At 75.3% G+C, this 4,728-nt stretch carries 4 protein-coding genes; 3 read left to right on the top strand and 1 reads right to left on the bottom strand.

All coding sequences use genetic code 11. The annotated features are described in order from the left end of the window. Positions 1-1,013 (top strand): FAD-dependent oxidoreductase (locus AC2CJA_RS24270; protein WP_484604818.1); only part of this gene is annotated, 1,013 nt, incomplete at its 5' end. 104 nt (positions 1,014-1,117) lie between these two features. On the opposite strand, the gene AC2CJA_RS24265 is transcribed toward AC2CJA_RS24270, so the two are convergent. After that, on the bottom strand, positions 1,118-2,611 hold the full coding sequence (locus AC2CJA_RS24265) for an NsdA family TPR-like regulatory protein (RefSeq protein WP_484604817.1): 1,494 nt from the start codon (positions 2,609-2,611) through the stop codon (positions 1,118-1,120). Between the two features lie 297 nt (positions 2,612-2,908). Here AC2CJA_RS24265 and lipB point away from each other — a divergent pair, with 297 nt between their 5' ends. Together lipB and lipA are read left to right on the top strand one after the other, a co-directional pair. Then, positions 2,909-3,688 (top strand): lipoyl(octanoyl) transferase LipB, encoded by a 780-nt coding sequence (gene lipB, locus AC2CJA_RS24260; RefSeq protein WP_484604816.1) that lies wholly within the window; start codon positions 2,909-2,911, stop codon positions 3,686-3,688. A 74-nt stretch (positions 3,689-3,762) separates the two neighbouring features. Continuing rightward, positions 3,763-4,728 (top strand): lipoyl synthase (gene lipA / locus AC2CJA_RS24255; RefSeq protein WP_484604815.1); only part of this gene is annotated, 966 nt, incomplete at its 3' end.

The raw sequence follows: 4,728 nt of genomic DNA, 5'->3' as shown, positions 1-4,728 counted from the left end.
CCCTGACCGCCGCCCGGCGGCCCCGGGGCGGCACACTCGGCGCCGCGCTGGGCGGCACCCTCGGGACGACCCTGGACCAGGCCCGGCTGCGTGCACAGCTCGCCCGGCTCGCCTCGACGCCCGTCGAACGCCTGGACGCCCGTCCCGAGCTGTCCGCCGCCCAGGCCCTGGCCGCCCGCGCCCTGCCCTCCCGGGCCACCGACGGCCCGCTGCGCCCCCTGCTCGGCACCCTGCTGTGCGATCCGGAGCTGACGACCTCCAGCCGGATCGGGGATCTGGCACTGCGCGACTTCGCCCGCGGCGGGCTGTGCCTGCCCGCCGGCGGCGCGGCGTCCGTACCCCGGACCCTGGCGGACGGGCTGCCGCCCGGCACCGTCCGCACCGGAGTGCGCGTACTGTCCGTGGCCGCCAACGCCGTGGTGACGCACGACCACGGCACGGTCCGCTGCCGCGCGGTGCTCATCGCCACCGGGGCCCGCGACGCGGCCGACCTGCTGCCGGGTCTGCGGGTGCCGGACTTCCGCCCGGTGACCGTGCTGCACCACGCGGTGGACGGCCCTGCGCCGACGGACGAACCGCTGCTCGTCCTCGACGCCGACCGGCGCGGTCCGGTGGCGTACACCGCCGTCGTCAGCGCCGTGGACCCCTCGCGCGCCCGGCCGGGCCGGGCGCTGGTCACCTCGGTGGTGCTGGGCTCCGCCGCCGCCGGGCCGGCCGCCGTACTGGACCGGGCCGCGCGCGCCCAGCTCGCCGGGCTCTACGGCGTCCCGACCGGCCGCTGGGAGCTGCTGGCCGTCCACCACGACCCGCTGGCCGTGCCCGCCACGCCCGCGCCGCACGATCCGCGCCGCCCGGTCCGGGTGCTGTACGGCCTGTACGTCTGCGGCGACCACCGCGACACCGCCGACGCCCAGGGCGCGCTGCGCTCGGCCCGTCGCGCCGCGGAGGCCGTCGGCCGCGATCTCGGCGTCCGGCGGTACGCGCGGGGAGCGGTCCTGCCCGCCGCGGCCTGAGGGGGAGCCGGAGGGGGGGCGCCCGGGCGGGACGCGGACATGACCGTGGCGGCGCGGCGGCACGGTCGGTCCGCGGAGCGGGGGACGGAAGGCCCCCGGAGGGGTCAGACGAGGGCGGCGACCCGATCGCGGTAGGTGCGCACCGGCGTCGCGTCCCGGTACGGCTCCAGACGGCGCTCGAAGTCCTTGAGGTACTCGTGCGCCCGCACCGACCGCATCTCCGCCGCCTGCTGCGCCGACTCCGCGGCCAGGGCGCACGCCTGCTCCACGTCACCCAGCCCCAGCCGGGCCGTGGCCAGCACCATCCGGCAGAACAGCCGGCTGCGCACATAGCCCGGTCCCCGCAGCTGCAGGGAGCGCTCGGCGTGCTGGGCCGACGCCCGGTACTGCTGCAGGTCCCGGTGGCAGTGCCCGAACTCGTCGGCGAGCTGCGCCTCGCCGAAGAACCGCGCCCAGTGCGGCGCCTCGTCGCCCGGCCGCGCCTGCTCCAGCGCGCGCTCTGCGCGGGCCAGCGACGCCGTGCACGCCCGCACCTCCCCCAGCACCCCGTGCCCGCGCGCCTCCACCGCGTGCAGCAGCGACTGGACGACCGGCGGCACCGAGGAGCCGACGCCCTGCTGGGCGACCCGCGCCAGCTGCACCGCCTCGCGGCCGTGCCCGAGGTACACCGCCTGCCTGCTCATCGTCACCAGCACGTAGCTGCCGTACGCCCGGTCCCCGGCGGCCTGGGCCAGCCGCAGCGCCTGGACGAAGTAGCGCTGCGCCAGCCCGTGCGCGGCGATGTCGTACGCCGTCCACCCCGCCAGGCGGGTCAGGTCGGCCACCGCGGCGAACAGCCGGCGTCCGGTCTGCTCCCCGTAGGCGCCGCGCAGCATCGGCTCGGCCTCGTGCTCCAGGTAGCGCACCAGCGCCTGCCGGGCGTGACCGCCGCCGTAGGCGTGGTCGAGGGCGCGGAACAGCTCGCCGACCGAGCGCAGGGCGGCGACGTCACCGGCGGTGACCCGCTGCCCCGGGCCCCGCTCCACCCGCTCGATCCGGGCCGCCTGTCCCACCCGGGGCGGCGGTACGGCCGCCGGCGACAGCGGGCCGCGGCTCTGGGAGGGCACCCGCGCGGTCTCCGGCGCCGGCTCGCCGCGCGCCACGCGTTCGTCGGGGCGGCCGATCAGCCAGTCCCGGCTGGGCACCACCAGCCCGGCCGGGGTGAAGGCGATCTTGCGCAGCTCGGCGTGGTTGCCGGTGTCCTTGCGCCACAGGCCGCCGACGATGTCCACCGCCTCGCCCGGTGTGGCCGCGAACTCCAGTCCCGCGTAGACCGGCGCGCACGCGTCCAGGCCGAGGTCCTGCGCGGTGAGTCTGCGGCCCAGGCGGCGGGTGAAGACCTCGGCGATCAGCGCCGGCGTCGTGCCGCGCGGCTGCTGTCCGCGCAGCCAGCGCGTCACGGAGGTCTTGTCGTACCGGAGGTCCAGTCCGTGCTCCAGACCGAGCTGGTCGACCCGCCGGGCGAGTCCGGCGTTGGAGAACCCGGCCTCGGCGATGAGCGCGGCGAGCTGGCGGTTGGGGGTGCGCTGGGAGGATTTCCCAGGTCGTTCCGTCGACATCGGCTTTGCGGTCTCCTGCCTCGCGGCTTGGGGTACGACAGACGCCGGGGCGCCCTGCTGGAACGGCGCGAATGTAGCCGTCCGATCCGCCCCTCCGCGGGTCTGCGCGCGGGTTTCATCCATACGTGTGAGTGGGCGCGGGAGGCGGAACCGCTCGGCGACTCTCCGTGACGACCCGTCACCGACCGCCGCCGGCGGCCACCGGCCCGCCGCTCCCCCGTCCCGGAGCCGTACAGTGGCTGCCGGGGAGCGCGACGACACGGGCCGCGACCCGAGACGACCGGAGGAGGAGCCGCCGTGAGCGAGCTGCGCTTTGTCCGTCTGGGCTTCGGCGAGGACGCCGTGGAGTATCTGGAGGCGTGGCGCAGGCAGCGCGAGGTCCACTCGGCCCGCCTCGCCGACGAGATCCCCGACACCTGCCTGCTGCTGGAGCACCGGCCGGTGTACACGGCCGGCCGCCGCACCGAGGACAGCGAGCGCCCCCTGGACGGCACCCCCGTGGTGGACGTGGACCGCGGCGGCAAGATCACCTGGCACGGTCCGGGCCAGCTCGTCGGCTACCCGATCCTGAAGCTGCCCCGCCCGGTGGACGTCGTCGCCCATGTGCGGCGGCTGGAGGAGGCCCTGATCCGCGCCTGCGCGGAGTTCGGCCTGGAGACCACCCGGGTCGAGGGCCGCAGCGGAGTGTGGGTGCTGGGCGGCCCGGGGAGGAGGGCCGAGCCGGGCGGCCTGGACCTGGACTTCGACCCCGCGCTCCACGACGAGGAGTACGACCCGAGGCTGCGCGGACCCGAGTACGCGCCCTCCAACGCCGGCCAGCGCGGCGACGACCGCAAGCTCGCCGCCATCGGCATCCGGGTGGCCAGGGGCGTCACCATGCACGGCTTCGCGCTGAACTGCGACTCCGACAACACCGGGTACGACCGCATCGTGCCGTGCGGCATCCGGGACGCCGGCGTCACCTCGCTCTCGCAGGAGCTGGGCAGACCCGTGACCGTCGCCGAGGTGCTGCCCGTGGTGGAGAAGCACCTGCGCGCGGTGCTGGAGTCCGTGGAACCCATGCCCCGCGCCGTCTGAACCCGACAAGCCAAGGCGTACCCTGGTGTGCGCCGAAGATTCAAAGGCCACCAACACAAAGGGGAGTGCCGGACGTGTCCGCTGTCGCACCCGACGGTAGGAAGCTGCTGCGCCTGGAGGTCCGGAACAGCCAGACCCCCATCGAGCGCAAGCCCGAGTGGATCAAGACCCGGGCGAAGATGGGCCCCGAGTACAACGCACTGCAGTCCCTGGTCAAGCGCGAGGGCCTGCACACGGTGTGCCAGGAGGCCGGCTGCCCCAACATCTTCGAATGCTGGGAGGACCGCGAGGCCACCTTCCTCATCGGGGGCGAGCAGTGCACCCGGCGCTGCGACTTCTGCCAGATCGACACCGGCAGGCCCGCCGAGTTCGACCGCGACGAGCCGCGCCGGGTGGCCGAGTCCGTCCAGCAGATGGAGCTGCGCTACGCCACGGTCACCGGCGTCGCGCGCGACGACCTGCCCGACGGCGGCGCCTGGCTGTACGCCGAGACCGTCCGCCAGATCCACGCCCTGATGCCGGACACCGGTGTCGAGCTGCTGATCCCGGACTTCAACGCGGTGCCCGAACAGCTCGCCGAGGTCTTCTCCTCGCGCCCGGAGGTGCTGGCGCACAACGTCGAGACGGTCCCGCGGATCTTCAAGCGCATCCGTCCCGCCTTCCGCTACGAGCGGTCGCTGGAGGTGATCACCCGGGCCCGCGAGGAGGGACTGGTCACCAAGTCCAACCTGATCCTGGGGATGGGCGAGACCCGCGAGGAGGTCGGCCAGGCCCTGCGCGACCTGCACGAGGCCGGCTGCGAGCTGATCACCATCACCCAGTACCTGCGCCCCTCGCCGCGGCACCATCCGGTGGAGCGCTGGGTCAAGCCCCAGGAGTTCGTGGAACTGAAGGACGAGGCGGACGAGATCGGCTTCGCCGGCGTCATGTCCGGCCCGCTGGTCCGCTCCTCCTACCGCGCCGGGCGGCTGTACCGGCAGGCGGTCGAGCACCGGTCCGCCAACGGGGGCATTACGGCCCGCCCGGCCGCGGTGGCGGAC

Source organism: Streptomyces sp. ATLC9 (genome assembly GCF_057196705.1).
The sequence above is the reverse complement of the archived record's forward strand: the minus strand, read 5'-3'. Positions and strand labels throughout refer to the sequence as shown.